The 26,127-nt window shown below is 72.6% G+C and carries 22 protein-coding genes; 8 read left to right on the forward strand and 14 right to left on the reverse strand.

The window, feature by feature from the left end; genetic code table 11:
- Positions 1 to 358: 358 nt before the first annotated feature.
- Positions 359 to 790: a MarR family winged helix-turn-helix transcriptional regulator gene (locus tag ACKUU6_RS03275; RefSeq protein WP_407986894.1), complete on the reverse strand. Its 432-nt coding sequence runs from the start codon at positions 788 to 790 to the stop codon at positions 359 to 361.
- Positions 791 to 907: 117 nt separating this feature from the next.
- Here ACKUU6_RS03275 and ACKUU6_RS03280 point away from each other — a divergent pair, with 117 nt between their 5' ends.
- Positions 908 to 1,834: an NADP-dependent oxidoreductase gene (locus ACKUU6_RS03280; protein WP_407986895.1), complete on the forward strand. Its 927-nt coding sequence runs from the start codon at positions 908 to 910 to the stop codon at positions 1,832 to 1,834.
- 54 nt (positions 1,835 to 1,888) lie between these two features.
- Positions 1,889 to 3,199, forward strand: a complete 1,311-nt coding sequence (locus ACKUU6_RS03285; RefSeq protein ID WP_407986896.1) for an aldehyde dehydrogenase family protein — start codon at positions 1,889 to 1,891, stop codon at positions 3,197 to 3,199.
- 160 nt (positions 3,200 to 3,359) lie between these two features.
- Here the strand turns inward: ACKUU6_RS03285 and ACKUU6_RS03290 are convergent, their stop codons facing one another.
- Positions 3,360 to 4,097 (reverse strand): SDR family NAD(P)-dependent oxidoreductase, encoded by a 738-nt coding sequence (locus ACKUU6_RS03290; RefSeq protein ID WP_407986897.1) that lies wholly within the window; start codon positions 4,095 to 4,097, stop codon positions 3,360 to 3,362.
- A gap of 102 nt (positions 4,098 to 4,199) precedes the next feature.
- Here ACKUU6_RS03290 and ACKUU6_RS03295 point away from each other — a divergent pair, with 102 nt between their 5' ends.
- Positions 4,200 to 5,123 (forward strand): LysR family transcriptional regulator, encoded by a 924-nt coding sequence (locus tag ACKUU6_RS03295; RefSeq protein WP_407986898.1) that lies wholly within the window; start codon positions 4,200 to 4,202, stop codon positions 5,121 to 5,123.
- Between the two features lie 16 nt (positions 5,124 to 5,139).
- On the opposite strand, the gene ACKUU6_RS03300 is transcribed toward ACKUU6_RS03295, so the two are convergent.
- From ACKUU6_RS03300 to ACKUU6_RS03330, 7 genes are all read right to left on the reverse strand, one after another.
- Positions 5,140 to 8,100: an acyltransferase family protein gene (locus ACKUU6_RS03300; protein ID WP_407986899.1), complete on the reverse strand. Its 2,961-nt coding sequence runs from the start codon at positions 8,098 to 8,100 to the stop codon at positions 5,140 to 5,142.
- Positions 8,101 to 8,115: 15 nt separating this feature from the next.
- Positions 8,116 to 9,771, reverse strand: a complete 1,656-nt coding sequence (locus ACKUU6_RS03305; RefSeq protein WP_407986900.1) for a glycosyltransferase — start codon at positions 9,769 to 9,771, stop codon at positions 8,116 to 8,118.
- 211 nt (positions 9,772 to 9,982) lie between these two features.
- Positions 9,983 to 11,116 (reverse strand): FAD-dependent monooxygenase, encoded by a 1,134-nt coding sequence (locus ACKUU6_RS03310; protein WP_407986902.1) that lies wholly within the window; start codon positions 11,114 to 11,116, stop codon positions 9,983 to 9,985.
- 30 nt (positions 11,117 to 11,146) lie between these two features.
- Positions 11,147 to 11,722: a GTP-binding protein gene (locus ACKUU6_RS03315; protein WP_407986903.1), complete on the reverse strand. Its 576-nt coding sequence runs from the start codon at positions 11,720 to 11,722 to the stop codon at positions 11,147 to 11,149.
- Between the two features lie 88 nt (positions 11,723 to 11,810).
- A complete protein-coding gene (locus ACKUU6_RS03320; protein WP_407986904.1) occupies positions 11,811 to 12,236 on the reverse strand; it encodes a DUF742 domain-containing protein in 426 nt (141 codons plus the stop codon).
- Complete coding sequence (locus ACKUU6_RS03325; protein WP_407986905.1) at positions 12,233 to 12,670, reverse strand: roadblock/LC7 domain-containing protein; 438 nt, start codon at positions 12,668 to 12,670, stop codon at positions 12,233 to 12,235. Before ACKUU6_RS03325 ends, ACKUU6_RS03320 begins: the two co-directional genes overlap by 4 nt.
- The gene (locus ACKUU6_RS03330) at positions 12,667 to 15,135 is read right to left on the reverse strand and encodes a nitrate- and nitrite sensing domain-containing protein (protein ID WP_407986906.1); all 2,469 of its coding nucleotides are present in this window, start codon (positions 15,133 to 15,135) and stop codon (positions 12,667 to 12,669) included. The genes ACKUU6_RS03325 and ACKUU6_RS03330 overlap by 4 nt, the downstream gene beginning before the upstream one ends.
- 376 nt (positions 15,136 to 15,511) lie before the next feature.
- On the opposite strand from ACKUU6_RS03330, the gene ACKUU6_RS03335 reads away from it, so the two are divergent.
- The 3 genes from ACKUU6_RS03335 (at position 15,512) to ACKUU6_RS03345 (ending at position 18,207) form a co-directional block, all read left to right on the forward strand.
- A complete protein-coding gene (locus ACKUU6_RS03335) occupies positions 15,512 to 16,153 on the forward strand; it encodes an RNA polymerase sigma factor (RefSeq protein ID WP_407986907.1) in 642 nt (213 codons plus the stop codon).
- On the forward strand, positions 16,150 to 17,232 hold the full coding sequence (locus ACKUU6_RS03340; RefSeq protein ID WP_407986908.1) for a CU044_5270 family protein: 1,083 nt from the start codon (positions 16,150 to 16,152) through the stop codon (positions 17,230 to 17,232). The genes ACKUU6_RS03335 and ACKUU6_RS03340 overlap by 4 nt, the downstream gene beginning before the upstream one ends.
- 264 nt (positions 17,233 to 17,496) lie before the next feature.
- On the forward strand, positions 17,497 to 18,207 hold the full coding sequence (locus ACKUU6_RS03345; RefSeq protein ID WP_407986909.1) for a GH12 family glycosyl hydrolase domain-containing protein: 711 nt from the start codon (positions 17,497 to 17,499) through the stop codon (positions 18,205 to 18,207).
- 42 nt (positions 18,208 to 18,249) lie between these two features.
- Here ACKUU6_RS03345 and ACKUU6_RS03350 read toward each other — a convergent pair whose 3' ends face one another.
- The 4 genes from ACKUU6_RS03350 to ACKUU6_RS03365 all read right to left on the reverse strand — a co-directional run bounded on the left by ACKUU6_RS03350 (position 18,250) and on the right by ACKUU6_RS03365 (position 22,455).
- Positions 18,250 to 19,056 carry a beta-glucanase gene (locus tag ACKUU6_RS03350; protein WP_407986910.1) on the reverse strand — a complete coding sequence of 269 codons (807 nt, stop codon included), beginning with the start codon at positions 19,054 to 19,056 and terminating at the stop codon, positions 18,250 to 18,252.
- Positions 19,057 to 19,312: 256 nt separating this feature from the next.
- Positions 19,313 to 20,380 (reverse strand): PP2C family protein-serine/threonine phosphatase, encoded by a 1,068-nt coding sequence (locus ACKUU6_RS03355; protein ID WP_407986911.1) that lies wholly within the window; start codon positions 20,378 to 20,380, stop codon positions 19,313 to 19,315.
- A 27-nt stretch (positions 20,381 to 20,407) separates the two neighbouring features.
- On the reverse strand, positions 20,408 to 21,400 hold the full coding sequence (locus ACKUU6_RS03360) for a PAS domain-containing protein (protein WP_407986912.1): 993 nt from the start codon (positions 21,398 to 21,400) through the stop codon (positions 20,408 to 20,410).
- Positions 21,401 to 21,528: 128 nt separating this feature from the next.
- Positions 21,529 to 22,455 carry a LysR family transcriptional regulator gene (locus ACKUU6_RS03365; RefSeq protein WP_407986913.1) on the reverse strand — a complete coding sequence of 309 codons (927 nt, stop codon included), beginning with the start codon at positions 22,453 to 22,455 and terminating at the stop codon, positions 21,529 to 21,531.
- 83 nt (positions 22,456 to 22,538) lie between these two features.
- Here ACKUU6_RS03365 and ACKUU6_RS03370 point away from each other — a divergent pair, with 83 nt between their 5' ends.
- Complete coding sequence (locus ACKUU6_RS03370; protein ID WP_407986914.1) at positions 22,539 to 23,447, forward strand: EamA family transporter; 909 nt, start codon at positions 22,539 to 22,541, stop codon at positions 23,445 to 23,447.
- A gap of 151 nt (positions 23,448 to 23,598) precedes the next feature.
- Positions 23,599 to 24,783, forward strand: coding sequence for an acyl-CoA dehydrogenase family protein (locus ACKUU6_RS03375; RefSeq protein ID WP_407986915.1), 1,185 nt, complete (start codon positions 23,599 to 23,601; stop codon positions 24,781 to 24,783).
- 65 nt (positions 24,784 to 24,848) lie between these two features.
- On the opposite strand, the gene ACKUU6_RS03380 is transcribed toward ACKUU6_RS03375, so the two are convergent.
- Positions 24,849 to 26,015 carry an epoxide hydrolase family protein gene (locus tag ACKUU6_RS03380; RefSeq protein WP_407986916.1) on the reverse strand — a complete coding sequence of 389 codons (1,167 nt, stop codon included), beginning with the start codon at positions 26,013 to 26,015 and terminating at the stop codon, positions 24,849 to 24,851.
- Positions 26,016 to 26,127: the final 112 nt, after the last annotated feature.

Below are 26,127 nucleotides of genomic sequence, written 5' to 3' on the forward strand. Positions count from 1 at the left end.
GCCAGGCCCTGGGGGGACCGCGCCGCACGCCCCTGACGGGCACGGCGCTCCGGGCCGAAGCGGACAACCGGGCCGATGCTAACCCCCCGAGATGTCGAGTCGGTGGGTCCGCGAGGCCCCGACTGGCCTGATCGGCAGCAGAACTGACGATCCGTCATCTGCTCGACGGGGTGCACAGCCCAAGAATTGACGGACCGTCAGGTCGTCTGACGGGCCGTCAGCTCAATTCGATCACTGTGACCGACACCATATCCGCCGAGCGCGCCGCTTCCCGGCCACCACGCTGGCCCCCTGGGCGCGCCGACGTGGAAGATGACGCCCTGACGGATCACGAACGCCCCGGTCCGACCGGACCGGGTCAGGCCCCGCCCGTCGAGAAGGCCCGCGCGAGCAGCTCGGAGAGCTCCCGGCGGCCCTCCGCGTCCAGCCGCGCGAGACCCGGCAGGCCCGCGGTGATCTCGGCGCGGATGCGCTGGACGGCGCCCTCGCCCTCGGAGGTCAGCACGACGACCTTGACCCGCCGGTCGGCCGGGTCGGCCTCCCGGCGCACCAGTCCGCGCCCCTCCAGGCGGTCGACGATGCCGGTGATGTTCGAGGCGTCGCAGCCGAGCAGTTCGGCGAGGGCGCGCATGGGCAGCGGGCGCTGGAGCAGCCCGAGCAGTTTGCCCTGGATCAGGGTCAGCCCCTGGCCGCCGGCCACGACGGCGAAGCTCCGGTAGTAGCAGGCGGCGGCGTGGGCGAGCTGCTCCATGAGCTGCTCGGATCCTTCGGGTGGTGTGGTCGGGGTCATGCGTCGAGTGTAGGCCCGATTACTTGACATCCTCAATCATCGAGGTCTACCTTCGAATTATTGCTTGATGGGTTCAACCATCCAGCACATCAACCCTTTCTGTTCTGGAGCACCGCCATGAAGGCCATCACGTACCGCACCTACGGCAGCCCCGACGTCCTGGAGTTCGGCGAGGTCCCCGAGCCCAAGCTCGGCCCGGACGCCGTGCTGATCAAGGTCAAGGCCGCGTCGGTCAACCCGGTGGACTGGAAGATCCAGGCGGGCTACCTGGACAGCATGATGGACGTGGTCTTCCCGGTGATCCCGGGCTGGGACGTCTCCGGCGTGGTGGAGCGGGTCGGCGTCTCGGTCACCGAGTTCGCGCCGGGCGACGAGGTCATGGGGTACGTCCGCGAGGACATGGTCGGCCGCGGCACCTTCGCCGAGTACGTCGCCGCCCCCGTCCGCACCCTGGCCCACAAGCCCGCCTCCCTCGGCTTCGAGGCCGCGGCCGGTCTGCCGCTGGCCGGTCTGACCGCCTACCAGGCGCTCACCCGCGCACTGGAGGTCAAGCCCGGCGAGACCGTCCTCGTGCACGCGGCGGCCGGCGGCGTCGGCTCGCTCGCGGTCCAGATCGCCACCGCGCTCGGCGCCCGGGTGATCGGCACCGCCGGCGAGCGCAACCACGACTTCCTGCGCGGCCTCGGCGCCGAGCCGGTCGCGTATGGCGAGGGCCTGGCGGACCGGGTGCGCGCGCTCGCCCCGGAGGGCGTGGACGCCGTCCTCGACCTGGTCGGCGGCGACGCCCTCCAGGTCTCCCCCGAGCTGCTCGCCGAGGGCGGCCGGCTGGCCTCGATCGCCGACGGCGCCGTGCTCGCGCTCGGCGGCCGGTACGTCTTCGTCCGGCCCGACACCGCCGACCTCACCGCGCTGGCCGAGCTCGCCGACCAGGGCCTGCTGACCGTCGAGGTCGCCGCCACCTTCCCGCTGGAGCGCACCGCCGACGCGCAGCGTCTGAACGCCGAGGGCCACACCCGCGGAAAGATCGTCGTCACCGTCGCCTGAGTGCGACTGTTGACCGACAGTCAGGCACCGATCCTCACCGGGAGCACGATCACCATGACCACACCTTCCCCCGCCACCGTGGTGGCCGGTCTGCGCGCCACCTTCGCCACCGGCCGCACCAGGCCGGTCGAGTGGCGGCTCGGCCAGCTGGCCGCGCTGCGCGCGCTGCTCACCGAGCAGAGCGAGGCGTTCCAGCAGGCCCTCCACGCCGACCTGGGCAAGGGCCCGGCCGAGGCGTACCGCACCGAGATCGGCTTCACGGTGCACGAGCTGGACCACACCGTCCGGAACCTGGAGCAGTGGCTGGAGCCGAAGGCCGCCGCCGTGCCGGAGGTCTTCCAGCCGGCCACGGCCCGGGTGGTGCGGGAGCCGCTCGGCGTGGTGCTGGTGATCGCGCCATGGAACTACCCGCTGCAACTGGCGCTCGCCCCGGTGGTCGGGGCGCTGGCGGCCGGCAACACCGTCCTGGTGAAGCCGAGCGAGCTGGCGCCCGCCACCTCCGCCGCGATCGCCCGGCTGCTGCCGCGCTACCTCGACCCGGAGGCCGTCGCCGTGGTCGAGGGCGCGGTGCCGGAGACCACCGCGCTGCTGGAGCAGCGCTTCGACCACATCTTCTACACCGGCAACGGCGCGGTCGGCCGGATCGTGATGGCCGCCGCCGCCAAGCACCTCACCCCGGTCACCCTGGAGCTCGGCGGCAAGAGCCCCGTCGTGGTGGACACCGACGCCGATCTCGCCGTCACCGCCCAACGGCTGGTCCGCGGCAAGTTCCTGAACGCCGGTCAGACCTGTGTCGCCCCCGACTACGTGCTCGCCGTCGGCGACACCGCCACCGCCCTCGAAGCCGAGCTGGTGGCGGCGGTGCGGGCCGCGTACGGTGACGACGCGTCGGCCGACCCCGAGTACGGACGGATCGTCAACACCCGGCACTTCGACCGCCTGACCGCCCTGCTCGGCAACGGCCGCACCGTCACCGGCGGCACCCACGACCGGGACGCCCGCTACCTGGCGCCGACCGTGCTGGCCGACGTCTCCCCCGAGGCGGCCGTGATGCAGGCCGAGATCTTCGGCCCGATCCTCCCGGTGCTCCCGGTCCCCGACCTGGACGCGGCGATCGCCTTCGTCAACGAGCGCGACAAGCCGCTGGCGCTGTACGCCTTCACCGAGTCCGAGCTGACCAAGCAGCGGCTGGCCGAGGAGACCTCCTCCGGCGCCCTGGTGTTCGGTCTGCCGGTCTCCCACCTGGCCGTGCCCGAGCTCCCGTTCGGCGGGGTCGGCGAGAGCGGTATGGGGCGCTACCACGGCGAATACTCGATCGACACCTTCAGCCACACCAAGGCGGTGCTGGACAAGCCGCTGCACTAGGAACCCGCATCGGCACCGGGAAGGAGCGGCGTGGGTGCGCCGCTCCTTCCGCATGCCCGGGCCGGGAGCGTCGCCCCCACGTACGCACCCGGTGACCCGGACTTCCCGTCCGCCCCGGCACGGGCCCCCGATCAGTCCCCGTGACCGGCCGTCAGAGGCGTCACGCCCGGCCGGTCACGTAGCCGCCGTCCACCCGCAGCACGTGGCCGGTGACGAAGCCCGCCGTCGCGAGGTACTGCACCGCCTCGGCGATCTCCGAGACCTCGCCGACCCGGTTCAGCAGCGCCAGGCCGCCGTACGCGTCCACCTCGCTTCCCTCGTGCAGCGGGGTCCGGACGATGCCCGGGGCGACCAGGTTGACCCGGATGCCGTCGGCGGCCAGTTCGGCGGCCAGGCTGACCGTGAGGGCGTGCACCCCGGCCTTGCTGACGATCGGGGCCGAGCACGGGAAGCCGGCGATGGCGTGCTCCACCAGCACGGTGCCGATGTTCACGATGCTGCCGCCACCGCCCTGCCGGCGCAGCTGCCTCACCACCGCCTGGGTGGTCAGGTAGGTGCCCTTGAGGTTGCCGCCCAGGAAGCCGTCCAACTCCTCCTCGGTGACCTCGGTGAACGGCTTCGCCGCGAACGTGCCCGCGTTGTTGACCAGGACGTCCACCCGGCCGAACCGCTCGACCGCGGTACGCACCAGGGCCTCGCCGGTCGCCGCGTCGCCGATGCCGCCGCTGACGGTGGCCACCCGCTCCCCCGCGCCGAGCTCGGCGGCCGCCTTGGCCAGCCGGTGCGGGTCGCGCCCGTTCAGGACCACGTTGGCGCCCTGGGCCAGGAAGGCGCGGGCGATCTCGAGACCGATGCCGCTGGACGAGCCGGTGACGACGACTGTGGTGTTCTCGGACATGGTTGATCCTCCGTCAGGTTCTGCTGGGGTGATACGAGAACCGTACGAAGACTCACGCCATAACTCCACGATCGATTCTGAAGTAAGCCATAATCCTCTGTTATGGACGTCGACCTGCGTGACCTCGAACTCCTCCACACCGTGGCCGTCACCGGCACCCTGACCGCCGCCGCCGAGCTGCTCTACGTCAGTCAGCCCGCGCTCAGCCAGCGGCTGACCCGGCTGGAGGGCCGGTTGGGCACCCAGCTGTTCGACCGTCAGGGGCGCGGGCTGGTGCCGAACCCGGCCGGGCAGCGGATGCTGCTGGCGGCGCGTCAGGTGCTGGCCGAGCTCGACTCGGCCACCCGGGACGTGCGGGAGATGCTGGACGGCCGGGACCGCCGGGTCCGCCTGGCGGTGCAGTGCAGCACCACCTTCCAGTGGCTGCCGCCGGTCATCCAGGGCTTCCGCGCGCGGTGCCCCGGCGCCGAGGTCCGGATCGAGTCGCTGCCCGCCGACACTCTGATCACCGCGCTGCTGGAGGACCGCCTCGACATCGCGCTGATCACCAAGCCCGACCCGCAGATGGACCGGCTCAGGCTCACCGCGCTGTTCGACGACGAGATGGTCGCGGTGGTCCCGGCGGACCACGCCTGGGCGGCCCTCCCGCACCTGACGGCCCGGGACTTCGACGGTGCGCACCTGGTGCTCTACGACCTCTACGACCCGAGCCGGATGCCCAACACCCCGCTCCCGGTCCCGCACGGCGCCCGGCCCGCCCGGATCACCACCATGCCGGTCATCACCGACCTCCTGATCGAGATGGTCGCGAGCGGTCAGGGCGTCACCGTGCTGCCGCGCTGGGTGGCCGCACCGTACGTCGGCTCGCACACCCTCGCGCTGGTCCGGATCGGGGCCGAACCCACCGTCCGCACCTGGTACTGCGCCACCCGGCCCGGCGTCAGGCCAGCCCTGGTCGAGGCCCTGGCGGCCGAGCTGGTCCTCCGGCTGCACCGACCGGAGGACGGCGATCACCGGGCCCGGTGATCGCCGCCTGTCCGGCTCAGGAGTGGGTCGCGCCCTTGGTCGAGACCGCGACGTACCGGACCCGCATCGGGTGCCCCGGCTCGGTGGCCGGGGTGACCGTCCCGCCGAGGGCGGTCGGGAGGTTGCCGCCCACCGCCACGTTCAGGATCAGGAAGAGCCCGTGGTGCACCGCCCGGTCCCAGGTCTCCGCGCCCAGCTGGGCGGCCGTCACCCGGTGGTGTTCCCGGCCGTCCAGGTACCAGCGCACCTGCTCCGCACCGGCGGTGAGGTCCACCTCGACCGCGTAGGTGTGGAAGGACGTCCGGCAGTCGGCGCACGGCACGTCGCCCGAGCCGAGGCCCTTCGGCTCCTGGCAGGGGCCGCCGGTCAGGGTGCCGCAGTGCATCGTCCCGAACACCGAGTCCCGGCCGTTGACCTGTTCCATCACGTCCAGCTCGCCGATCGCCGGCCAGCCGGTCCAGCCGTCCCGCAGCCCGGCCCCGAGGGTCCAGAACGCGGGCCAGTACCCGGCCGCCGCCGGGCCGGTCACGTCCGGCAGCGCGATCGAGGCCTCGATCCGCATCACCCCGCCGGGCGGCGGTGTCAGGTCGGAGCGGCGGGACTCGATCCGACCCGAGCTCCACCGGCCGTTCTCCAGCGTGGGCACGATCTCCAGGGCGCCCCTGCCGTCGAGCCGGACGTTGGCGGTGGAGTCGGTCATCGTCTCGACCTCGCCCGTGCCCCACTGCGGAGCCGGGCAGCCGGGGTAGCAAGTACCGAGGTCGTACAGCCAGTTGGCGGCCGAAGGGCGGCTACCCGCCGGTCCGTCGAACTCGTCCCGCAGCACCTCGGTCCAGCCGTCGGTGCCCCGCCGGGGTAGTGCGCCCGCCTCGGTCAGCAGCCGCTCCAGCCGGGGTGTGAGCACGACCGCCGCGACGTTGGTCAGGTGCGCGTCGTCGCGGTAGAGCAGGATCCGCTCCAGCACCGCCGGGCAACTGCGGTCGGCGCCGGGGCAGAGGACCGAGTTGACCTCCACCGACCGCACGCCCGGGAGTCGGCCGGCCGCGATCGCCTGCGCCAGCGGGTCGGGCCACTGCGCCTGCTCCCGGCCGAAGGCGCAGGCCGCCGGGTCCCCGGTGTGCCCGGAGACGCAGGCCGGGATGTCCGTCCCGGGCACCGGGGTGTCCTGGACGTAGACGATCGGCACGCCCAGGGCGCGCAGCGGCGTGAGCATCTTCTCCCAGCCGGCCAGCAGGAGTTGCTGGTCGGCGGTGTAGCGGTTGAGCGAGGAGACCACGATCAGCCGGGGTTTGGGCTCCTGCTGCAGCCGGGTCAGCGCGGCCGCCCGCCAGCTGTCGCACTCCCGGTAGGTCCGTCCCAACTGCGGATTGATGACGGTGAGTTCCGGCAACGGGCAGCCCTGCTTGACCAACTCCTCCAGGGCCCAACGCCGTTCGGCCGCGATGGCCAGCAGCGGGGAGAACCACTGGCCGGCGTGCGAGTCGCCGAGCAGGACGATCCGGTCCGGGCTGTCGGTGACGCCGAACAGGCAGGCCGGGCTGGTGGTGGCGGTCGGGGCCACCTCGCACTCGCCGTCCGGCGGGAAGTCCTTCCGCGCCTGCACCGGGTCCGGCACCGTCGGGCCGCCCTTGAGCGGCGCACCGGTCCGGGCCAGCAGGGACGTGCCGTCCGCCGCACCGGGCGGCAGGCCGAGCGTGTCGACCGGGGCGGCGGGGCCGAGCAGCCGGAGCGTCCCGGTGCCGACCACCAGCGCCAGCACCACCGGGACGACCACTGCGGCGAGTCCCAACGAGAGCCCCCGCCTGGGCAGTTCGGAGAGGATCCGGCTGCGGCGCAGCGGCTGCTCGATCCAGTGCAGCGCCGCCGCCGCGGGCAGCGCGGCGGCGGCCGTCAGGGCCACCTTCACCGGCCAGCCGAGCGCGCCGTACCTGGCCTCGACCAGCACCAGCACCGGCCAGTGCCACAGATAGAGGTTGTACGAGAGCCGGCCGACCGCCCGGGGCGCGCGGGCCGACAGCAGCCGGTCGACGCCGTACCGGGCGCCCGGCACCGGGGTGCCGCCGCTCCGGTCGGGCGTGCCCGCCAGGATCACGGCGGCGGTGGCCAGGGTCGGCACCAGCGCCGCGAACCCGGGGTAGGGAGTGGTCGCGTCGTAGCCGAGCACGCACCAGGCGATCGCCAGCAGCCCGGCCCAGCCGCAGAGCAGCCGCAGCGGGCGTGGTCCGGGCAGCCGGTGCCAGGGCAGCAGCGCGAGCAGCGCCCCGATTCCGAACTGCCAGACCCGGGACGGCGTTCCGAGGTACGCCAGCGAGACCGAGCCGTGCGTCCAGTACAGCGAGAGGCCGAAGGACCCGGCCGTCAGCAGCCCGGCCAGCACGGTCACCGTCGACCGCACCGCCCGGCCGCGCCGGGCCGCCCGGGCGGCGAAGAGGACGATCAGCGCCAGCAGTGGCGCCCAGCAGAGGTAGAACTGCTCCTCCACCGCGAGCGACCAGAAGTGCAGCAGCGGGCTGTGCTCCCGTCCGGCCGCCAGGTAGTCGGTCTGCTGGGCGACGAAGCGCCAGTTGCCGACCGACAGGGCAGCGGCCAGCACGTCGTACTCGAGGTCGGTGCGGCGCAGCGGGACGGTCAGCCAGGCACCGACCAGCGCGACCGCGCCGAGCACCAGGGCCGCCGAGGGCAGCAGTCGGCGGGCCCGGCGGGAGAAGAACTCGCCCAGCCTGATCCGTCCGGTGGTGATCGCCTCCCGGACCAGCAGGCTGGTGATCAGGTAGCCGGAGATGACGAAGAAGACATCCACTCCGACGAATCCGCCGGCCAGGCCGGGCACGGAGGCGTGGAAGGCGAGCACCGCGAGGACGGCCACCGCGCGCAGGCCCTCGATGTCGGGGCGGAATCCCTTGGCCCGGGGCGGCTCCGGGGCCCGGGCGGGTGTGCCGGGGATGGTGCGGAGGTCGGGAAGCATGGTCGAGGACATCGGTGTGACGACCTTTCAGCCCAGCCAGGGCAGCATCGGGCTGACCCAGCCGGAGGCGAGCAGGGCGGTGAGCACGAGGACGGCGGTGGCGGCCAGCGCCTCCGGCCAGCGGCGCGGCAGCATGCCGGTGGCGGGCCGCGCCTCGGCCCTGGCGGGCCTCAGCTCACGGATCAGGTCACGGATCAGCGGGATGCCGATCTGGCACTGCACCGCGAGGTAGAGACCGAGGCCCCAGTTCGGAGCCACCCCGTTGCGGGCGATGGCCAGCGCCAACCCGGCCCCTGCCGCGCCGATCGAGGCGCAGAGCCAGACCAGCGACACCACGACCACCTGGCGGGCCAGGCCGCCCGGCTTCGCCCGGCCGGCGCCGGTGGGCACCCAGGCGGCGCTGCGGCCGCGCAGGGTGTGCCAGAATGCGGCGCCGGCGGCCACGCTCATCAGCACGTTGGAGCGGATCACCTCGACCCGCCAGCGGGTCCGGCTGATCCGGGGCAGCAGGACGTGCCAGAGCCAGAGCGGGGCGAGCAGCGGCAGCACGTGCCAGGGCCGGATCTGGTCCGGGTACCAGAACATCATCACCACCGGCGGCAGTGGCGCCGCGAAGATGTTCACCGCTGTGGCCAGGTAGCCGACGATGCCCTCGTAGAAGCAGAGCCGCATCCGCCAGGGCGCGCGGATCCGCCGGAGCTCGGGCGTGCTGAGCAGGTGCAGGTTGCCCATCGCCCAGCGGTACTGCTGGTTGACGAAGGAGGCCAGGTTGTCCGGCGAGGTGCCCTTGGCGACCAGCACCGGGACGTACAGGGTGCGGAACCCCCGTTCGTACAGGGCGAGTCCGGTGAACAGGTCCTCGCTGTGTTCCAGCCTGGCGAAGCCACCGGCGGCGTCGATCGCGGTCCGCCGGTAGACGGCGTTGCTGCCGCAGCAGATGGCGGCGTCACTGGCGTCCCTGGACGGCTGGATCCAGCGGAAGAACCACTCCTGCGCCGACCCGGCGGCGCGTTGGATCCAGCCCATCGTCTCGTCGGTGTCGAAGCACTGCGGGCTCTGCACGATGCCGATCCTGGCGTCCGCGAAGTACGGCACCAGGTGGCGCAGGAAGTCCGGCCGGGGTGCGAAGTCGGCGTCCAGGATGGCGATGTGCTCCGCCGAGCTCAGGGTGAGCGCGTGGTTCAGGTTGCCGGCCTTCTTGAGGTGCCCGCGGTCCGGGCGCACCACGTACCGGTAGCCGTGCGCGGCCGCCAACGCCGCCACCTCGGTACGGTCCGCGTCGTCCAGCACCCAGACGGTCAGCGCGTCCGGCCAGTCGACGGCGGCGACCGCGCGGTAGGCGTTCGCCAGCACGTCCAGCGGCTCGCCGCAGGTCGGCAGGTACAGGTCCACGGTGGGCAGTCGGGCCGGGCGCCAGGCGTTCACCAGCACCTCGTGGGACTGCCTGGTCAGCCGGCGCTGGCGCAGGCTGTTGACCGAGGAGAGCGCGAGCGCGACCAGGTTGAGGGCGAGCACCGCCAGGAAGGCCCACAGGGCCGGGGTGCGCAGCGAGAAGGTGAGCATGGTCGCCGCGGTGAACACGAAGGCGAGCGAGGTGCAGATCAGCACCCAGCGGCGCTGTGGTCCGAAATACCAGTAGAGCTCCTGATCGGAAGGAGGTTGAGGAAGGTGATGCACAGTCATGAGGCCCCCACAGCCGCGTCTCTGACAGCAGACTGGGGTCAGCGTAGCGCAATTGGTATAGACCAATGGACCACTGCCCGCCGATGTCGTCGCTGTTCGCCGGCTGTGCACCTGACGACGGCAGACGTTCACCCGGCCGTCTTCGGACGAAACACAGAGGCCACGGCCCGCCCCCCGGTGGGAGCGGGCCGTGGCCTCGGGTCGCGTCGGCTCAGTACGGCTGGACCAGCACGTGGGCCGCGCCGGGGATGCCGGTCTTCAACAGCTCGTCCTCCTCGGGCGTGGTCGGGCTGCCGGTCTCCTGCTTGAGCACCGCCCGGGAGATGTTCTGCACCCACATCGCGCGCGGGCGGCGGCGGGCCTCCCAGGCGGCGAGCGCGGCGGGGACGTCCTCCGTCGCGTCCAGGGACTCGGCCAGCACCAGGGCGTCCTCGACCGCCATCGCCGCGCCCTGCGCGATGTGCGGAGTGGAGGCGTGCGCCGCGTCCCCGGCCAGCACCACCCGGCCGACGTGCCAGGGCTCCTCGACCGTGACCTGGGAGATCCGCGAATGGACCACTGCGGCGGGGTCGGTGACCTGGGCGAGCGCCTCGGCGACCGGTCCGCCGAAGGCGGCGAGCCGCTCGGCAAGCTGGAGGTGCGCCCGCTCCGGGTCCGGCCGGAAGTCCGCCGGCTCGGCGAACACCGCGCCCAGGTACATCAGTTCCTCGGTGATCGGGGTGAGCAGCGCCTTGGCGGTCCGGTCGCCGGTGCTCATCACCACGCCCCGCACCTCGCTCTGTCGGGGCACGGTGACCCGCCAGTTGGCGAAGCCGGTGTACTCGGGCGCGTAACGCTCGCCGTACAGCCGCCTGCGCAGCGGCGAGCCGATGCCGTCGAAGCCGACCACCAGGTCCCAGCGCCCGGTGCTGCCGTCGGACAGCGTGACCTCCACCCCCGAGCCGTCGTCGGCCAGTTCGGTGATGGTGGTGCCGAGGCTGATCTCGGCGCCCGCCGCGGCGGCGGCCGCGCCCAGCACCCGGGCCAGCGCGGGACGCGGGATGCCGTTGCAGGCGGGCGCGTCGCCCATCCGGGGCTGCGGGATCTTGGCGAGGGTGTTGCCGACCGGGTCGTTGATGGTCAGGGTGTCCCACTCGAAGCCCGCCGCCAGGCAGTCGGCGAGGACACCGATCTCCCGCATCACGTGCAGCGCGTTGGAGGGCTGGATGATGCCGACGCCGAGGGCGTCCAGCTCGCCGCGCAGCTCGGCGACCCGGACCAGGTGGCCCCGCCGGGCGAGTGCGGTGGCCAGGGTCAGACCGCCGATGCCGCCGCCGTGGATCAGGACGCGCAGGGGTGTTGCCATGTCAGATGTCTCCGGGGATCGGGGTGGCCGTCAGCCGACGGGGGTCGGCTCGGGCCGGGTCATCAGGTGGTCGACGAGGGCGAGCAACGTGTCCCGGCCGAACGCCCGCTCGCGGACGTCGCCGACCAGCAGCGGGATCTCCGGGTCGAGGTCGAGCGCGGCCCTGATCTCCTGCGGCGTACGGGTGTTGTGGCCGTGGAAGCAGTTGATCGCGACCACGAACGGGATGCCCCGGCTCTCGAAGAAGTCGATCGAGGCGAAGCTGCTCTCCAGCCGCCGGGTGTCGGCGATCACCACACCGCCGAGCGCCCCGTTGACCAGGTCGTTCCACATGAACCAGAACCGCTCCTGGCCCGGCGTACCGAACAGGTAGACCACCAGCTCGGGGCTGACCGTGATCCGGCCGAAGTCCAGCGCCACCGTGGTGGTGTCCTTCTGGCCGACGCCGGTGAGGTCGTCCACGCCTTCCCCGGCCCGGGTCAGGTACTCCTCGGTGCGCAGCGGAGCGACCTCGCTGACCGCGCCGACCAGGGTGGTCTTGCCCACGCCGAAGCCGCCCGCGATCAGGATCTTCACGGCGGCCTGGGCCACCTGGCTGTCTGTCATCTCACTCACAGGGTGTCTCGGCCGGCCGCGCGGCGGGGGCCGGCGGCCGGTCGGTGGGGCGGGAGGGGGTGCGGGACGTGAAAGAGGGTCAGAGCCGCCGCAGACCTTCGCGTACGGCGGTGAGCAGTCCGAGGTCCGCCCGGCCGCCGACCGCGACCGCGAGCGGCGCCCGCGCGAGCAGCAGTCCCTGGTCCACCAGGTCGGCGACCAGGATCTTGGCCAGCGACACCGGCAGCCGCAGTTCGGCGGCCACCTCGGCCAGTGCAGCGGAGCGCCGGCAGCGCTCCAGCACCACCCGGTGCTCGGGCTGCAGTCCGCGCGCCGACGGCCGGACCGGGGCGCCGAACGCGTCGCTCTGCTCCCGGACCGTGGTCAGCACGGTGATCAGGCTGAAGTCGTCCCGCTCCGGGGCCGTCCGACCCCGGGTCACGGTGTACGGACGCACCATCGAGTCGGCCGCGTCCTCCTCGGCCTCCTCGGTGGCCGGCTCCCGGTACCACGGCGGCCGGGTCACCCCCGACCACCACCACGGGCCCCGAAGGCGTCGAAGTCGCCGCGCACCGGCGTGCTGAGCTTCTGGCCGACCTGCTGCACCAGCTTGTGCATGGCCAGCGACATCAGCTCGGCGTCGACCTCCTGGGAGGCGGTCACCGCCAGGTGGGTGCCCTGACCGGCCGTGATGATGAACAGCCACAACTCGGCGAGCTCGACGATGACCTGGTGCACCGGGCCGCCGTCGAAGAGCTGGCCGACGCCACGCGCCAGGCTCTGCTGCCCGGTGGCGACGGCGGCCAGGCGCTCGGCGTCCGCGCGGTCGATGGTCCGCGAGTGGCTGACCACCAGGCCGTCGTCGGAGAGCAGCACGGCGGTCCGGGTCCCGGGCACCGAGTCCACGAGGCCGTCGAGCAGCCAGTCGAGATCCTGATGGGTGGCGGTGGTGCGCGTCATGACCGGTCTTCCGTCGTAGGGTTGGGCAGATCCTGCCCACGGGGATCGAGCGGCGCCGCGGGATTCTCCCGGGCTGCCCTGGACCTGCGCTGGAACGCTCCGATCGCTGCTCCGGCCCGTCGGGGGGCCGGTCGGAGCAGCGGGTTCTCGTCCCAACGGGGCGGCTTCGGGCGGGTGTTGGGTTCCTCCGGCGCGAGCCGCAGCTCGTCCACCAGGCTGGCCTGGCGGATCCGGCGCGGCAGTGGCGGCTCCGCCTCCGGAGCACCGGAGGACGCGGGTTGCTGGAGCGGCGGCTCACCGTAGCCGAGCTCGACCGGCGGGAACGGTCCGGTACCGGGGAGCGGCGTGGTGCCGGGGAACGGTCCGGTGCCGGGGAACGGTCCGGTGCCGGGGAACGGCACGGCCGGCGGGAAGGGGTCGGGCTGCGGGAACGGGTCGCCGTAGAGCCCGGTCCCGTACGGTCCGTCCTGCTGCGGCTCCGGCCTCGACTCCGCGCCGCCGTAAGGCAGTTCGGCAACCGGGCGGTTCCTGGGCAGCTCCGGGGCGGTCGCCCTGGCCAGCGCCTCGCCCCGCGAGCGTGTCGGCAGCACCTCGGCGGACGGGGCGTCCGCCACCGGGTGCACGCCGGGCGCCGCGACCAGCAGGCTGCCCGGGAGCAGCAGGATCGCCCGGGTGCCGCCGAATGCCGACTGCCGGAACTCGACCCGCAGCCCGTGCTGGGCGGCCAGTCGGGCGATCACGTGGAAGCCGAGCCGGATGTCCTCGGTCCTGGCCAGCACGTCCAGCCGGGGCGGACGGCTCATCAGCTCGTTGGCCGCCGCCAGTTGCTCCTCGTCCATGCCGAGACCGCGGTCCTCGACCTCGATCGCCAGACCCCGGCCGACCGCCCCCGCCCTGACCTCCACCGGGGTGGGTGGCGGCGAGAAGCTCAGCGCGTTCTCCACCAGCTCGGCCACCACGTGCGCGACCGGGCCGACCGCCCGATCGGACAGCCAGGGGCTGCCGTCCAGGTCGAGCACCACGCGGGTGTAGTCCTGCACCTCACCCTGGGCGGCGCGAAGCACGTCCAGCAGCGGCACGGGCTTGCGCCAGCGCCGGTGCGGGGTGCCACCGGCCAGGATGACCAGGTTCTCCTCGTAGCGGCGCAGCCGGGCCGTGAGGTGGTCGAGGTCGAACAGGCCCTCCAGCACCTCCGGGTCCTCGTGCCGCCGCTCCAGCTCGTCCAGCTTGCGCAGCTGCTGACCGATCAGCAGCTGGGTCCGGCGGGCGATCCGCTGCAGCAGCTTCTCGAAGCCGCGGTGCTGGTCGGCCTGCCGGACGGCCGCCGCGATCGCGCTGGCGCGGGCCAGGTTGAGCGCGTGGCCGAGCTGGGCGAGCTCGTCACCCGCACCGCGCGACTCCTGCTCGATGGCGGCCGCCTCGGCCGCCGCGTCGATCTGCTCGCCCTGGGCCAGCCGTTCCACCACCTCGGGCAGACTGCGCTCCAGCTGCTCGGCCTGCTCCTGGAGTTCGGTGATCCGCCGGCGCATCGACCGGGTCAGCCGCCAGGTGGTGACGATCACCGCGATGACCGCGAACAGGCCGATCACGCTGGTGAGCACCACGGTGAACAGCAGGTGGGTGATGGAGCCGAGGCCGACCTCGACCACCCCGCTGGTCCTGCTCTCCATCAGGGCGACCAGCTTGGGCGTCAGCTGGTCCATCGCCTGACGCCACTTCTGCTGGTTCGGTGCCAGCGCCACGTTGCCGGCGGCGTCGGCCGCGGTGGGCCTGAGCAGGGACTGCTCGACCTCGGTCTTGGCCTGCCAGGCAGGGCTGTTGACGATCTCCTGCCACTTCGCCGACTCGGCCGGCGTCAGGTAGGGGACCACCTCGGTGCCGTAGCGGAACGGCTGCTCGTGCACCGCCTGCTGCACCTGCTGCCAGTCCTGCACGGAGAGCCGCCCGGCCGGCCAGCCCCGCGCCAGCAGCGCGTCCGAACGGGAGATCATCTCCTTGCCCCAGAACAGCGCGACCAGCGGCTGGGAGATCGTGGTGACCTTGCCGTCGTCCACGTGGCTGAGGGCGCCGAACAGCCGCAGGTCGACCGCGATCAGGTCGGTGTAGTAGCGGTAGACGGTCGCCTGCCGGTCGGCCGAGCCGCCCTCGTCCACGGCGGCCCGCTGGGAGTCGAGCTGCCCCATCGCCTGCCGGGCCTGGAGCACCGCGTCCCGCACCTCGGCGGGCGCGTCGTCGGTGGCCACGTCGGACAGCTTCCGGAAGGTGCCGATCGCCTCGTCGGTCTTCCGCCGCTGCTCACGCAGCTGGTCCGCCACGCTGCCGGGCCTGGCGATCGACTCGGCGCTGAGCCGCCGCTCCTCCTGGAGGTTGTAGTACACGATGTTGGACGGCTGGCCGGCCTGCTGGGCCAACTGCCCCTGGGCGGCCATCCGCTGGAAGTTGACGAAGGTCTCACCCGTCGTCACCGCCCAGAGGGCGGCCAGCGCGAGACCGGGGACGATAGCCAGGATCAGCAGCGCGGACCGCAGTGACAGCCGGGACCGGCGGCGGCCGGTCCGGCCACCCCGTCGGGCGGCCGAGGGGGGCGACGGCTCGGCCGCCGACCCCTGCTTCGTTGGGGCGATCCGCCGAGTCGCACGCGCGCGCAGGGCATTCTCCTTGGAGACGGCGGTGGCCCCGGGAGACCGACCTTGTCCGAACGTTGACGGTTGGGATAGTAGTCATATCGAATAAGAACCACGAAACCTCGCGCCAAAGTTCACGCGCCGTCACATTTCCCGACACCCTCACCTGTGACGCAGATCACGGGAACTGATCCGGTCCCACCGGACAACCAGAGGCGTGGACTTTTCGATGCACCAACGGATCAGAGCCGGCGACCCCGCCGCCTTCCGGCAGTTGTTCCAGGAGCACTCAGGGGCCGTCCTCCAGCACGCGGCCCGGGTGAGCGGGGACCGGGCCGGAGCCGAGGACGTCATGGCGGTGGTCTTCCTGGAGGCCTGGCGCCTCCGGGAGAAACTCCGCGACGAGGGCAGCACACCCCGTCCCTGGCTGATGGGCATCACCGTCAACGTGCTCCGCAACCGGGCCAGGGCCGCCCGCCGGCATGCGGCCGCCCTGGCCCGCATGCCACCTCCCGAACCGTCCCCGGACTTCGCCGACGAGCTGGTCGGCCGCCTCGCCGACCACGAACAACTTCTTGCCGCCAGAACGGCGTTGGAGCGACTCCGGCGGGGCGAGCGCGAGGTGTTCGCGCTCTGCGTATGGGCCGGTCTCAGCTACCCCGAGGCCGCCGCGGCGCTCGGCATCCCGGTCGGCACCGTACGGTCCCGGCTCTCCAGGGCCCGGACCCGGCTGCGCGCGCTGGCCGAGAAGGAACTCCGGCGGGCCGCGAGAGATCATCCGGAACCCCTGCGGGCGGTCGGACAAGTACAGGGTGGCCGGATGGTTCCGGCCCGGTCGGACAAGGAGTGGACCGGATGACCAGCACCCCGGAGCGGCAGCAGCCGCTCGACCCAGCGGAGCTGTGGCACCTGCTGCCCGCGGCCGGAGCGGTTGCCGTCCCACACGGGCGGCAGCACCAGATCGAGGAGTTCCTGATGAGCGAGATCACCCGCACACCCGAGACAACCCGCACCGCCGAGACCACCACGGTGCCCGTCCGCCCCGGGTCCGGCAGCCGCCGCCGGCTGCTGATCGCCGTGCCCACCACCCTGGCGGCCTTCGCCCTGGCCGCCACCGTCGCGGCCACCACACTCGGCGGCTCGGACGGCACCCCCGCGCGGGGCGAGCGCATCGCGGCGCCCGTCGTCCAGGTCACGGTCGGCGACACCGCGGCCCTGGCCGGCGCGGTGGAGCGGATCTCCTCGGCCGCCCAGGCCGCACCCGACCTGGTCCTGCGCCCGGGCCAGTACGTCTACGTCGAGAGCACCGTCTCGAACCTGGCGAGCACCATCGACGCCGACACCGGCACGTCGAAGTCCTGGGTCGACAAGCCCCACCAGCGCCAGGTGTGGCACTCCGCCGACGGCCGCACCGGCTGGCTCACCGAGGAGGGCAAGGCCCCGAAGGGGGGCCGGGCACTCGAAGCGGGCACCGGCGCCTACCTGAACAGCCCCTCCTACGACTACCTGCGCACCCTGCCCACCGACCCGGAGGTCCTGCTGCGGAAGATCTACACCGAGACGAAGGGCGCGGGCACCGGACCCGACCAGGAGGCGTTCGTCACCATCGCCGACCTGGTCCGCGAACAGGCCGTCCCCGGCCAGCTCGCCGCCGCGCTGTACCAGGCCGCGGCCCGCATCCCGGGCGTCGTCCTGGTGGACGGTGCCACCGACGCCGCCGGGCGCACCGGCCTCGCCATCGCCCGCACCAACCCCGCCAGTGGCGTCCGCGACGAGATCATCTTCGACCGCACCTCGTACGCCTTCCTGGGTGAGCGCAGCGTCCAGGTCACCGCGGCCCACGGGGTCGAGGCCGGCACCGTCACCGCGAACACCGCCGTCCTCCGGCGCGCCGCCGCCGACGCCCCGGGCCTGCGGCCCGGCGACGCGCGGGCCTGACCGCGGCCACCCGCCGCTCCGGCCCGCCCACTCGGGCCGGGGCGGCGGGTGGCGGTGCCCGACATGCCCTTCGGGCCGTATGCGGAGTTCCACCGCCCGGACCCCTCGAAACGGCTCCCACCTGGCCGGAAGCGGACCGCACCGACCCGTTGCCCGCGTCTCGGAGCCGCTCCTATCGTGGACCGCGAGCCGGGTAGCGACGGCTCGTCACCACCGCGCGGGTCGCCGGCGGGTTGCACTCGACCCCCACGGAAGGCACCCCCCATGAACCAGCGCTCCCCCAAGCGCCGCGCCCTCCTTCTCGGCACGGTCGCCGCCCTCACCGCCGGCCTCGGCCTCGTCGCCCAGCCCGCGTACGCGGCGACCTGGTACAGCAGCGACCAGTACGCCAGCTGGAGCAACGGCGGCTACACGCTCTACAACAACATCTGGGGCAGCGGAGCAGGCCACCAGACCATCTGGGCCAACTCCCCCTCCAACTGGGGTGTCTGGGCCGACCACCCGAACACCGGTGGGATCAAGTCGTACCCCAACGCGACCAAGTGGGTCGGCAAGAGGCTCAGCGCCCTGTCCTCGGTCAGCTCCAGCTTCAACGTGAGCGTGCCGTCCTCCGGCGCGTACGAGACCGCGTACGACATCTGGGACTCGGGCAACGCCAACGAGATCATGCTCTGGGTCAACAAGACCGGCCCGGTCGGTCCGCTCGGCACCGCGCAGGGCACGCTCAGCCTCGACGGGCACACCTGGACGGTCTACCGCGGGACCAACGGCGCCAACGCCGTCTTCTCCTTCGTCCGCAGCTCCAACACCAACTCCGGCACCGTGAACATCCTCTCCCTCCTCAACTGGATGAAGAACTCCAAGGGCTGGATCGGCGACATCACCCTGGGCAACGTCCAGTTCGGTTACGAGATCACCTCCGCCGCCGGCGGCCTGAACTTCAACACCAACTCCTTCTCGGTCAACGCCGGCTGACGGCCCGGCACCGGTCCCCCGGCGGGCGCGTCCGTCGGGGGACTACCGCTGCGGCGGCACCCCGGGTGGCGTCCCGCGATAGACGGTGATCTCGTCCACGGCGAGTTCGGCGGGCTCCGCCTGCTGCGGAGCACGGTGGTACCGCCCGCTGCTGACCGACAGGCTGAGGACCAGATAGGCCGAGAAGTCCCTCCCCACTCCCGCACCGTCGTCGAACGCCTCGGTCAGCCGGTCGCGGTCGCTCCCGACGTACCAGGTGGTGCTGGACTCACCGAACCGGATGCCGACGTACGTCCACTCGCCGGGTGCCACGTCGAAGGAGCTGTACGTACCCTCACCGCCGCGCACGTGGTTGACGAACTCCAGGGTGTGCGGCCGGTCGGCGTGCCACTCGAACACGTCCAGCTCGTTGCGGCCGTCCCGCCAGGTCCACAGCGCGGGCCAGGCGCCCGTGCCGGCCTGCGGGAGCCGGACCCGGGTCAGCAGGAAGTCGCCGGTCCTCACCTGGGCACCGCTGCCGCCGGAGCCGCAGGAGTCGCCGGTGGTCAGGAGTCCGGTGTTCCACCGCCCCGCGTCCCCCGGCCGCGCGGTGATCACCAGGGCGCCGCCCTCGGACCTCAGCGCCTCCGGGGTGAGGTGGTCGAGCTTGTAGTCCTGCGGGTTGTCCGTGCAGCCGTCGCGGTACGCCGTGCTCCGCCAGCCCCAGGTGCCGCCCGCACCAACGCTCAACCGGTCGAAACCGTCGGAGAAGGCGATCCGGGTGTCGACGACGGCGGGCCGCTCGCCCGGCGGCACCAGCACCGCCACCAGCGGCAGCAGCGCCGACAGGAGGAGTGAGAACAGCTGCATGCCGATCTCCCGTCAGGGGCCGGAACCGTCCGGGTGACGTCCACCCGACCGTAGGAAGAGTGCCCCTTCCGGCACAGTCGGGTGATTTGCGTGCATAGCCAGTCACCCGTACGGGCAGGAAGCCGAACTCCTCATCGAAGCGGCGAACTTCTCCAGCACATCCGATCGAACCAGCCGACCCCGGCGTGCCGGTGGCGGCGACCTGGCGCACCGTCAGGAGGAGCCCGATCCCCGGGCCCGAGCCGCAGGCGGACCGTTACGTACGGCCCCCGCTGCTCCCCGTCCACCTCCAGGAGGACCTGACCCACGGACACCAGCAGACCCGTCGGTTCACTCCTCGCGGTCGGCGGGACGTACCCGGGCGATCAGCAGGGCCACGTCGTCCCGGCCGTCGGCGGGGCGCAGCGCTCCCAACAGCAGGTCGCAGGTCTTCCTCGAGGGATCGCCGGGGGTGGCTGAGCAGATCGGTGAGGGCTTCCAGGCGGGTGTAGATGTCCTGGTCGCGGCGTTCCACCAACCCGTCGGTGTAGAGGACCAGTTCGTCGTTGACGTCCAGTCGCAGGTCGACGGTCGGGAAGGGGATGCCGGCGCCGACACCCAGCGGGGCACCGGCCGTGACGTCGACGAGTTCGGCCGGGCGGCCGGGGCGTACGAGCACCGGCGGCGGATGGCCTGCCGTGGCGATCCGGCAGGAGTGCAGGGCCGGGTCGTAGAGGGCGTACACGCAGGTCGTCATCGTGTCCTCCAGATCGGCGGCGGCGTGGTCCAGATGGTCCAGGACGGTGGCGGGATCCAGCCCGAGGCGCCCCAACGTGCGAGCAGCGGTGCGGAGTTGGCCCATGGTGGCGGCGGCGTTGATCCCGCTGCCCATGACGTCACCGACGACCAGCGCGGTCCGGTCGCCGACGACCGGGATGACGTCGAACCAGTCCCCGCCGGTCTGGCCGTCACCGGCGGCGGGTTGGTAGCGGTAGGCGATCTCCAGGCCGGACGGCGGCGCCGGGGCGTGCGGCAGCAGGTGGCGTTGCAGGGCGAGGGCGGCGTGTCGCTGGCGCTGGTACCAGCGCGCGTTGTCGATGCAGAGCGCGGCCCGGGCGGCGAGTTCGGTCGCCAGCACCACGTCATCGGCGTCGAACGGCTGCCGGTCGCGGGTCCGTTTCAGGTCGAGGGCGCCCAGCACCTCGCCGCGGGCGATCAGCGGTACGGCGAGGTAGGAGTGCACGCCCGCCGTCCTGAGCACTGCCGCCGCCCGGTCGTCGCGGGCGATCCGGGCGAAGTCGTCCTCGCGCACCCGCGCCACCAGCACCGGACGGGCGGTACGCACGCAGCGGGCGACCAACCGTCCGGCCTCCTAGCGCGCGGTCTCCCCGACCGGGTCGGCGGCCACCGCCGCCGGGGAGTCGTAGGCAGTCTTCACGGCCAGCGCACGGAAGCTCATCCCCGCGACGCCGTCGTCCTCGGCGGGCTGAGTGGCCGTCAGGGCCCGGTCCAGCACGTCGACGGCGGCGACGTCGGCGAGCTCCGGCACCACGGCTCCGGCCAGCTCCCGCGCGGTGACGTCGAGGTCCAGGGTGGTACCGATGCGTACGGAGGCGTCCGCGATCATCGCCAGGCGGCGGCGGGCGCGGGCGGCGGCGGTGGCCGCCCGGTGCTGCTCGGTGATGTCCACGGCCGTGGTGGCCAGGCCGATCATCCGTCCGGCCGGGTCCTCCAGTCGGTAGAAGGAGACCGACCAGGCGTGTTCCTCCTCCGGATCGGCCGGGGTCCGACCGGTGATGAACTGGTCCAGGCGCGGGAGCCCGTTGGCCAGCACCTCGCGCATCGCGGCCTCCGTCGCCCGCGCGTCGACGAACGGCAGCACCTCGGGATCGTGGCCGCCGACGATCAGCAGCACCGGCGCCCGGACCCGGCGGAGGGCGTCGGCTCCGGCCAGGTCGGGCCGGCCGCCGCGCGAAACGACCGCCTCCACCGGCCGCTCCGCCGCAGCCCGCAGGGCCGCCGCCGCTCCGGTGCTCGCACCGAAGAGGCCCACCGGCAGCCCGCCGGTCTCCGGCCGGGCGGCGAGCCAGTCGACGGCGGCGATCAGCCGGGCCGAGAGCAGTCCGATGTCGAAGCGGTGCTCGGCCGTCACGAGGTCCCGCTGCTCCTCGCGGCCGGTCAGCAGGTCCAGCAGCAGGGTGCCGAGCCCTGCCTGCCGCAGGACGGCGGCCACCGCCCGGTTACGCGGGCTGTGCCGTGAGCTGCCGCTGCCGTGCGCGAACACCACCACCCCCCGGTCCGACGGCACCGCCAGGTCACCGGACAGCACGTCCCCGTCGACGGGGACAAAAACTTCCTCCGGCATCACGGCACACACCTCCCGGCCGTCTCTCGCCCGGACCCGGGGCATCCTGCCGACCGCCCCGACCACTCACCCGCGCCTGCCCCAGGGCGTTTCCGGCGAAACAGGGAGGCAGCCCGTTCTGACGGCCGTCAGGCGTTCCCCGGCCCTGGGGCCCGGATCAGGGCGGCGACGGCGGCGATCGGGGGCCAGGTCCACTGCCCGGCGCGGGCCAGCAGGAAGCTGCGGCGGGTGCCGGCCAGCGGGTCGAGGCGGCGGAACGCCACGTCCGTACGGTCGCGCTCGATGCCGGACTCCGCCAGCAGCGCCACCCCCAGGCCCGTTCCGACCAGACTGTTGACCAGGTGCAGGCTGTCCATCCGGTGCGGGATCCGGGGGACGAAACCGGCCATCGCACACACCCGGTGCACCAGCTCGTCGTCGTCCGTGCCACGGGAGTTGGTGATCCAGCCGCTCTCGGCGAAGGCGGTCAGCTCCGCTAGCGCGACCGGCCGCCCCGCGTCCGGATGGTCGGCCGGGACGGCGAGGTACAGCGGCTGCACCTCGAACCTCCGGGCGCTCAGCTCCGGTGGCCAGGGTTGCGGCACCAGGCTGTAGTCGTACACCACCCCGAGATCGATCTCGCCGGACCTGAGCAGCTCCACGGTCCCCTCCGGCTCGTGCTCCGACATCTCGACCTCGACCCCCGGGTGGAGCCGCCGCAGCCGGGACGCCATCGGCAGCACCACCGGCTCCACCGCCGTGTAGAAGCTGGCCAGCCGCACCCGCCCGGCCGGCTCCGCGCCTCCGCGCAGCTCCGCCGTCGCCTCCTCCACCGCCGCCAGGATCCCCACCGCCCGCTCCACCAGCCGCGCACCGGCGGCCGTCAGCCGCACCCGGCGGCCGACCGGCCGGAGCAGCGGCACGCCGACCTCCTGCTCCAGGACCGCCAGGTGCTTGGAGATCGCCGAGGTCCCGTATCCGGTGTGGTCGGCCACCGCCGCCATGGTGCCGAGCCGGTCCAACTCGACCAGCAGCCGCAGGCGGGTGAGGTCGGGCAGCCGACCGGTCGGTTCCATGAGGACACTGTCCACTGATGGTGGACGGTTGGTCCACCCATGGACCGTGGACGGAAACGACGGCCGCGAGATCCAATGAGCGGGTGACCGCATCAACCTCGATCGAACCCGACCGCCGGACGCCCCGGACGGACGCCCCACGGCGCGTGCCGGGCGCGGTGCTCGTCCTGGCCGCGATGGCCGTCCTGCACACCGGCAGCGCCCTCGCCACCGAACTCTTCGACTCCATCGGCCCGGCGGGCACCACCTGGCTGCGGATCGCGTTCGCCGCGGTGATCCTGCTCGCCTGCACCGGCCGTTCGCTCGTCCCCGCGCTGCGTGCCGCCTCCCGGCGTGACCTGGTCGCCACCGCGCTGCTCGGCGCCGTCAGTGCGGCGCTGATGCTGCTGTTCTCGGAGGCGACCGCGCGGGTACCGCTCGGCACCGCCACCGCGCTCGAGTTCCTCGGCCCGCTCGCCGTCGCCGTCGCCGCCTCCAGGCGCCGTGCTGAACTCGGCTGGCTCGCGCTCGCCGCAGTCGGCGTCCTGCTGCTCACCTCCCCCTGGACGGGCACGGTCAGCGGCACCGGCATCCTGTTCGGGCTGGCCTCGGCGGCCTGCTGGGCGCTGTACGTGATCGGCACCGCCCACGTCGGCAGCCGGTTCAGCGCCCGGCACGGCCTGGCCCTCTCGCTCACGGTCGCCGCCGTGGTGAGCGCCCCGTTCGGCGCGCCCGCCGTCGCCGCCGGCTTCGACTGGGGCGTGGTCGCCGCGGCGGCGGGCATCGCGGTGCTCATGCCGCTGCTGCCCTTCCTGCTGGAGATGACGGCTCTCCAGCGAATCGGCAAGACCACCTACGGCACCCTGGTCGGCCTCGAACCGGCGATCAGCCTGCTGGCCGGAATCATCCTCATCTCCCAGTCCCCGACCGCCGTCCAGGCCGGCGGAACGGTGCTGGTGGTCGCCGCCGGAATCGGCGCGGCCCGCAGGGAGCAGCAGAAATCCCCGGGCTGAATTCAGCCGCCCCGGAAATTTGTCAGGCATTCACAGGAATTTCGGCGAACTAGAACTCGGCAATGTGAGAGAAGCGTTCGAATGCCGCCTTCCACCAGACTGGTGACGACTACCGCACTTTCCTGTTCCGTCATCGCAACGAGGAGCACAGATGGCGATCATCGAGGCACCGGCGGCCGCCGAACTCGTCCGTCGGGCCACTGAGCTGGTCCCTCTGATCCGGAAACACGCCGCCTGGCAGGAGGAGAACCGGACTCTGCACGAGGAGGTCCTCCAGGCGGTCACCGACGCGGGCCTGATGAAGATGCGGGTCCCGGTCCGCTACGGCGGCTACGAGTCGGACGTGCGGACGGTCTGCGAGGTGATCTCCGAGCTCGCGCGCGGCGACGGCTCCATCGGGTGGACCGTCAGCACGATGACCATCAGCTCCTGGCTGGCCGGGCTGTTCCCGGACGAGGTGCAGGACGAGATCTTCGCCGACCCGGACGTCCGCATCGGCAGCAGCGTCAGCCCGAACGGCGTCGCCGTGCCGGCCGAGGGCGGTGCCGGCCTCACCGGCAGGTGGCCGTTCAGCACCGGCGTGCTGCACAGCCAGTGGTTCATCCACTCGGCCGTGCTGGCCGGTGCGGACGGCGGCTTCTCCCCGGTGCTGATCGCCGTACCGACCTCGGACATGACGGTCGTCGACGACTGGCACACCGTGGGCCTGCGCGGCACGGGCAGCGTGACGACCACCGTGCAGGACCTGTTCGTCCCCGAGGCGCGCATCCTGCCGATGCTCCCGCTGGTGCTGCAGAACCAGCACCGCTCCGAGCTGAACGCCGGGTCCCCGATGTGGCGGGCGCCGTTCTCGCCGATCACGGCCGCCGGTGCCGCCGCCGTGCCGCTGGGCATGGCCAGGGCCGCGCAGGAGGTCTTCTTCGAGCGGCTGCCGAACCGCAAGATCACCTACACCACGTACGAACGCCAGGCCGAGGCCCCGCTGACCCACCGTCAGGTGGCCGAGGCGGCGATGAAGATCGACGAGGCCGAGTTCCACGTGCTCCGCGCGGCCGAGCGGGTGGACCGCAAGGTCCGCAACGGCGAGGACTGGTCCATCGAGGAGCGCGCCCTGGCCCGGATGGAGATGGGCGCGTCCACCCGGCGGGCCAAGGAGGCGGTGGACGTCCTCAACACCGCCAGCGGCGGGTCGTCCATCTACTCGGACCACCCGATGCAGCGCATCGAACGGGACGTCCAGACCATCAGCCTGCACGGTGTCCTGCACCCGAACACCAACCTGGAGCTGTACGGGCGCGTCCTGTGCGGGCTGGAGCCCAACACCCATCTGCTCTGAGCCCGCGCGACAGCAGGAGGGGTGTTCGGGTCGGCGACCCGAACACCCCTCCTGCGTATGGCAGTTCAGTCCTTCCCGAGCGAGCGGGCGAACGCCCGGACGTCCGCCACGTACAGGTCCGGCTCCTCCATCGCGGGGAAGTGGCCGCCACGGTCGAACTCCGACCAGTGCGTGATGGTCGGCAGTACCCGGTCGGCGAACCGGCGCAGCGGGAGGGCCGCGTCGTGCGGGAACACCGCGACGCCCGCCGGCATGGTCAGCTCCCACGGACCTCCCAGACGGGCGGCGATGTTGGGGTTGGTGCGGTCCAGCGACTCGTAGTACAGCTGCGCCGAGGAGGCGGCCGTCGCGGTCAGCCAGAAGACGGTGACGTTCGCCAGCATCAGGTCGCGGTCGATCGCGTCCTCGGGCACCCGCTCCGAGTCGGTCCACTCACGGTACTTCTCCATGATCCACGCGAGCTGGCCGACCGGTGAGTCGGTGAGGCCGTACGCCACCGTCTGCGGACGCGTGGCGAGGAGCTTCAGGTGCGCCGACAGCTCCAGGTCGAAGTGCATCAGCTTGCCCAGCCGCTGCATCTCCGCCTCGTCGAGAGCGGCCAACTCGGCCTGGTCCTGCGGCGGGAAGGTCACCAGGGAGTTCACGTGGACGCCCGCCACGTGTTCGGCGTCGGCCAGGCACAGCTCCAGCGACACCATCATTCCCCAGTCGCCGCCCTGCACCACGTACCGTTCGTAGCCCAGTCGGGCCATCAGCTCCTTCCACGCCCGCGCCACCCGGTGGTGGTCCCAGCCGGCCTCGCGGACGGGGCCGGAGAAGCCGAAGCCCGGAATGGTCGGGATCACCAGGTGGAACGCGTCGGCGGGATCACCACCGTGCGCCCGCGGATCGGTCAGCGGACCGACCACGTCCAGGAACTCGACGAACGTGCTCGGCCAGCCGTGCGTGACCAGCAGCGGCCTGGCGTCCGGCTCGGGCGACCTGACGTGCAGGAAGTGGACGTTCGCCCCGTCGATCTCCGTGGTGAACTGCGGGAGTTCGTTGATCCTGGATTCGATCGCCCGCCAGTCGAAACCGAGGCGCCAGTACTCGGCCAGGTCCTTGAGGTATTCGACCGGAACACCGCGCGACCAGCCCGAACCCGCCACTTCCTCGGGCCATCTGGTGTTCTCCAGCCGCCGGTGCAGATCGTCGATGTCGGCCTTGGGAATGTCTATTCGGAAAGGTTGCACTGGCCTGCTGCCTTTCATCGGGAATCGCCCATGCTACGGATCGGCCGGATCGGCCGACAAGGCCCGTAGGACAACCCGGCCGGAACTGCGCAATTTGAAAGAACCGCCCTCC

The organism is Kitasatospora sp. CMC57 (assembly GCF_045866025.2).
In the GTDB taxonomy this organism is placed as follows: Bacteria; Actinomycetota; Actinomycetes; order Streptomycetales; family Streptomycetaceae; genus Kitasatospora.

Coding starts and splice junctions, on each gene's coding strand:
- ACKUU6_RS03275 (WP_407986894.1), bottom strand. CDS start 790: ATGACCCCGACCACACCACCCGAAGGATCCGAGCAGCTCATGGAGCAG.
- ACKUU6_RS03280 (WP_407986895.1), top strand. CDS start 908: ATGAAGGCCATCACGTACCGCACCTACGGCAGCCCCGACGTCCTGGAG.
- ACKUU6_RS03285 (WP_407986896.1), top strand. CDS start 1,889: ATGACCACACCTTCCCCCGCCACCGTGGTGGCCGGTCTGCGCGCCACC.
- ACKUU6_RS03290 (WP_407986897.1), bottom strand. CDS start 4,097: ATGTCCGAGAACACCACAGTCGTCGTCACCGGCTCGTCCAGCGGCATC.
- ACKUU6_RS03295 (WP_407986898.1), top strand. CDS start 4,200: ATGGACGTCGACCTGCGTGACCTCGAACTCCTCCACACCGTGGCCGTC.
- ACKUU6_RS03300 (WP_407986899.1), bottom strand. CDS start 8,100: ATGTCCTCGACCATGCTTCCCGACCTCCGCACCATCCCCGGCACACCC.
- ACKUU6_RS03305 (WP_407986900.1), bottom strand. CDS start 9,771: ATGACTGTGCATCACCTTCCTCAACCTCCTTCCGATCAGGAGCTCTAC.
- ACKUU6_RS03310 (WP_407986902.1), bottom strand. CDS start 11,116: ATGGCAACACCCCTGCGCGTCCTGATCCACGGCGGCGGCATCGGCGGT.
- ACKUU6_RS03315 (WP_407986903.1), bottom strand. CDS start 11,722: ATGACAGACAGCCAGGTGGCCCAGGCCGCCGTGAAGATCCTGATCGCG.
- ACKUU6_RS03325 (WP_407986905.1), bottom strand. CDS start 12,670: ATGACGCGCACCACCGCCACCCATCAGGATCTCGACTGGCTGCTCGAC.
- ACKUU6_RS03340 (WP_407986908.1), top strand. CDS start 16,150: ATGACCAGCACCCCGGAGCGGCAGCAGCCGCTCGACCCAGCGGAGCTG.
- ACKUU6_RS03345 (WP_407986909.1), top strand. CDS start 17,497: ATGAACCAGCGCTCCCCCAAGCGCCGCGCCCTCCTTCTCGGCACGGTC.
- ACKUU6_RS03350 (WP_407986910.1), bottom strand. CDS start 19,056: ATGCAGCTGTTCTCACTCCTCCTGTCGGCGCTGCTGCCGCTGGTGGCG.
- ACKUU6_RS03360 (WP_407986912.1), bottom strand. CDS start 21,400: ATGCCGGAGGAAGTTTTTGTCCCCGTCGACGGGGACGTGCTGTCCGGT.
- ACKUU6_RS03365 (WP_407986913.1), bottom strand. CDS start 22,455: ATGGAACCGACCGGTCGGCTGCCCGACCTCACCCGCCTGCGGCTGCTG.
- ACKUU6_RS03375 (WP_407986915.1), top strand. CDS start 23,599: ATGGCGATCATCGAGGCACCGGCGGCCGCCGAACTCGTCCGTCGGGCC.